We start from the raw sequence: 4,392 nt of genomic DNA, 5'->3' as shown, positions 1-4,392 counted from the left end.
GAATTATATTTGATTTGACTGATGAATAAACTATAAACAATACAATGATTGGCATTATAGCTCCAACTGCAAAATTCAGAAAGTCTATTTTTCTAAAATATAACCCTATGCTTTTTAACATAACGCACCTTTTAACCTCTGATTTGTCATAATCCTGACACCATACTATTATGAATAAATTATCTCATGCAAAACAATTTCTTCTGCCCGATTGTGGATATTATTGCACCGCCGCACCCATTCCATTTGACGGGTACACTTTAATTCCTCGGTTACGCCCTCGGCAATTTTCATCTGCTCCATGATGGTGTCTAACCGTTCCTGTGCCTGTTCGTTCAGGTCTGAAAGATATGTCCATAACTCCCCAGTCAAGGTCAATGTGTTCAATCGGGCTGGATGGATTTCCCTTAAATATTCCCGGTGCAGCCGTCCATACTTTCCAATGGGGCGGTGTTCTTCCGGCAGTTTCAGGTCTGGGATGTAGTAATCTCCAACAAAGATATAATCAATTCCGTTTTCCGTTATTCTTGGTTTCAATTCGCTCATGTTTTAATCTCCTCATTCTGGCTCATTTTTTTGCAAGTCTGGCTCTCCAGAAATATTGGTAAATCTTTGGTAAATTTGAGACTGAAGCACAAAAAACGCTTAAAAACGGGGCTTATGAGACGATTTGAGACTTTTCATCATGCCCGGTAAATCCTGCCGTGGCAAATAAAAAGTATTTTTATCATTATTTTATTTCTCCTTGTTTTGCCCCGGAATGCCCTGTTTTGCAAGGGTTTCCGGGATTATTGTGATATGCTCTGAAATTACAGATTGTGGCAAACCAGAGCAGAATTAGACATGTTGTTACTACCTGTTAGTAGTAAAATTAGTAGTAACAGGTAAATTCTTACTACTAAGGATTATTTTTCAAAAACAATTTGTTCATATTTGCTTGCAAGAATATTTTCTATTGCATCAACTTCCATATTAGGATAATCCTCTAATGCCTTTATTAAATCACTATCTTCCAACGGAATTACAAGACCTCGTTCATCCGCAAAAGTATCAGCACATCTTTTAATGAAATTTTCTTCTAAAAGTTTTTCTTTTTTCTACTAACCCATTTTCGAACACTATTCTACCGCACCCAGATAGTTGCTGCGCTATTTTCATGATTTATCTAACGCCCTCCCGATCACCTTGGGACTTTCCGCTATAAAAATTCCTTTCTCCGGGTGATTTTTATTCAAAAGCTGTCTTCTGTGAGCCTTGCGAAAACCTCTAACTCCGATGCCTGGAAATCTTTTATTTCTATTATATTTAACATTCTACCGCTACCTTGATCACGCCGTTCCTCTTATTTTCAAAAAGTTCATAGGCTTCTTCGATTCTGCTAAGTGGGTAGGTGTGTGTGATCAGTGGTTCCGTGTTGATCTTACCTTCCGCGATCAGTCTCAGCGTTTCTTCACAATCACAACCGTCTACTCCTCCTGTTTTAAAAGTCAGATTCTTTCCATACATATCCGGCAGAGGTAACGTCTGGGCTTTATCGTAAAGTGCCACCACCGTCACGATTGCATTTGGCCTTGCGCATTCCCATGCAAGACGGAAAGTAGATTCTGCTCCTGCAACTTCAAGAACAACATCCGCTCCACCATGCTCAGTGTTTGCCTGAACAAAATCAAAACATTCTTCCGGCGAAACTGTAAGAACTTCCGGATAATGTTCCCTGATAAAGTGCATACGCTTTTCGTCTTTTTCACACATGATGATTCGCTTCGGATTTTTCAGCATAACAGACAGTAAGGTACAGATACCTGTAGGACCGGCTCCAATGATCAGCACCGTGTCATCCTCAGTGATCTCGGAAATACGTGCTGCCCAGTAACCGGTGGCAAGTACATCTCCTACAAATAACGCCTGTCTGTCCGTAACTTTATCCGGAATCTTATTCAGCCCCTGATCTGCAAATGGTACACGGACATATTCTGCCTGACCGCCATCGATACGGCATCCAAGAGCCCAGCCGCCATTTTCATCGGTACAGTTATTCACATAACCTTTCTTGCAGAAAAAACATTCTCCACAAAAAGTTTCTACATTTACCGTCACCCGATCTCCTGGTTTCACATTCTTCACAGCAGTTCCGACTTCTTCCACAATTCCAACCATCTCATGACCGACTGTAATCCCCGTCACTGCCCTTGGAACGCTTCCATGCTTAATGTGCAGGTCACTGGAACAAATGCTGGCAAGTGTCACCTTTACAATGGCATCTCTTTCATGCATCAGCACAGGCTTTGGCTTTTCCATTAATTCAAATTTTCCTTTTGAAACATAAGTATAAGTCTGCATTCTTTCCCCCATCACTTTCTATAATAATTTATCCAGAATTTCCGCTGCTGATCTATTACCAAATACGCCATTGCCAAATAACAAACAAGATAAGAAGGTGCACCGGATAAAACGCATAACAGAAATACTTGAACCACTTGTTATGGTACCCCTGCTCTCCATGATATAACCAGATTGGAATCAGTGCCAGCAGTGCAAAGCTCTGCTGTGCAATCTCAAAATGATGTCCCAGAATCGTTACCGGATAATACAGATTCCCCAGCATAACTACATTCAAATAATACAGTCCGACAAGCTGTGCCGCAAAAGAAATCCAGGTTTTCTTGCGAAAAAAATAAAAAAGTAATACCGTCAGTATTCCTGCAGCATTGTAATCTACCATGGTTATGGTTCCAAGCAGAAAATCCATCAAAAGCACGAGGCAAACCACAAAAAACGATATCCATTTCTTTTGTTTCTTCTTTGCCTTTTCAATGATCTGTATCGATAACACCCCTAATAAAAAGGTCCATAGTACATTTTGATGAAACGGGTAAAATACAGAACTTCCCATAATCAGGTTAAATGGTATTTCTGAAATTATGGCAAATAGAAAAAGACGCAGCATGTATTTTTTCACATTCGAAGTATAATAGCATCCTTCTGCGATCATAAATGCGAAAATCGGAAAAGCAAGTCTTCCTACGCATGTCATCCATTCCTGTGCTGGAAATAGTGTCGCCCACAAATGATCACATAACATAAACAGCATTGCCAGAATATGTAGTGTAAACGAATCAATTCCTCTTTTTTTCTCCATAGGTTCTTCTCCATCTATCCAGGCATAGATATCTGCCTTTTATTCTTTTCATTATATTATGGAGCATTATCCAACGTCAATCAACTCTTGCGTCCTAATCTATCACTAATTCAAATACTCAACGCATTCTACTCATAAGGGGTGTTCATTTCTTATAATTTATATTATGCTTAGATTAAACAGAAGGAAGTGAATTATATGGATTTAATCAAAATCGGAAAATATATTGCAAAAAAAAGAAAAGCTCTTGGACTGACGCAGAAGCAATTGGCAGAAAAACTGAATATGAGTGACAAATCGGTTTCTAAATGGGAACGTGGCATATGCCTGCCTGACGTGTCAATTTATATGGAATTGTGCAGCATACTTAGAATCAGCATTAATGAATTTCTTGCAGGTGAAGATATCGGTGCTGAAAATGTAATTGAAAAATCAGACAGCAATCTTATTCAGATTACAAAAGAGAGTAAAAAGAAACAAAAAAATTTAAAAACAATTCTTGCTGTAGTAACTGTTTTTGCAGTAATTGTCTCTGCGATCCTTGGCACTTTATTCTTTCACAAACTGATACATCCAAAAAATTATATTACCGCAGTTGATCAGACAAGTACTGAGATGAAAACAGCAGAATTATTATCCGGAACAGACGGCGCATATCTTTTTCATTATTTTATAAAAGATGAATTTAAAACACTCACCATTTATGTATCTGAATATCAGTCTGGGACACTGATCAGTAAAAGTAAAGTGGCTGATTTGGACTATGACGGAATCGATTCCCCTTCCAGAGGTGTCATTGCTGTTGTGCCGGATTTTGAATCTTTTAAGGTAAAATTAATTGTAGCAGATGATTATGCAAAATATTCTACGGATTTTCCTATTTTAGAAAATATAGAAAACAGAGAATATTATGTCAGAAGTGCAAGCCAGATAAAAGGGGAGATTCCGATTCAGATTCATTCAGCTTCGACAATAGAAGGCAAGACTGCTATCCTTTCAGACTCTGAACAGGGATTAATGGCTCTAATCTATGGAAAAGACGGGCTGTCAGGGATTCCTATCACGGAAATGGAAAAAGGAATCGTTGGTGTGGAAAATGATTATGTATATTATCTTTCCTTCCAATTTGGGGGGTAATCAAAGTTTTTGAGGGGATGTCTTTTTGAGGCGTGTTTTCCCAATAACAATGTAAAACAACGGTATCATTATAATCATTGCTGCTATGATATGTACATATATGAAACTTTGTGTTC

Annotated in this window: 4 protein-coding genes and 1 pseudogene; 1 reads left to right on the top strand and 4 read right to left on the bottom strand. The window is 38.5% G+C overall.

The features are described 5' to 3' along the window. Positions 1-168 precede the first annotated feature (168 nt). The 4 genes and pseudogenes from OCV62_RS17960 to OCV62_RS17945 form a co-directional block, all read right to left on the bottom strand. A complete protein-coding gene (locus tag OCV62_RS17960; protein ID WP_118468464.1) occupies positions 169-546 on the bottom strand; it encodes a TnpV protein in 378 nt (125 codons plus the stop codon). 617 nt (positions 547-1,163) lie between these two features. Next, positions 1,164-1,312: pseudogene (locus OCV62_RS18620) on the bottom strand (TrmH family RNA methyltransferase); the annotation flags it as partial. After that, positions 1,306-2,340, bottom strand: coding sequence for an alcohol dehydrogenase (locus OCV62_RS17950; protein ID WP_186982075.1), 1,035 nt, complete (start codon positions 2,338-2,340; stop codon positions 1,306-1,308). The pseudogene OCV62_RS18620 and the gene OCV62_RS17950, both read right to left, overlap by 7 nt. A gap of 55 nt (positions 2,341-2,395) precedes the next feature. Next, positions 2,396-3,139 carry a conjugal transfer protein TraX gene (locus OCV62_RS17945; protein ID WP_262588359.1) on the bottom strand — a complete coding sequence of 248 codons (744 nt, stop codon included), beginning with the start codon at positions 3,137-3,139 and terminating at the stop codon, positions 2,396-2,398. Positions 3,140-3,337: 198 nt separating this feature from the next. Here OCV62_RS17945 and OCV62_RS17940 point away from each other — a divergent pair, with 198 nt between their 5' ends. Further along, the gene (locus tag OCV62_RS17940; protein WP_262588357.1) at positions 3,338-4,276 is read left to right on the top strand and encodes a helix-turn-helix domain-containing protein; all 939 of its coding nucleotides are present in this window, start codon (positions 3,338-3,340) and stop codon (positions 4,274-4,276) included. Positions 4,277-4,392 lie beyond the last annotated feature (116 nt).

It is taken from the genome of Gallintestinimicrobium propionicum (assembly GCF_025567525.1).
GTDB classification, from domain to species: domain Bacteria; phylum Bacillota; class Clostridia; order Lachnospirales; family Lachnospiraceae; genus Gallintestinimicrobium; species Gallintestinimicrobium propionicum.
The sequence above is the reverse complement of the archived record's forward strand: the minus strand, read 5'-3'. Positions and strand labels throughout refer to the sequence as shown.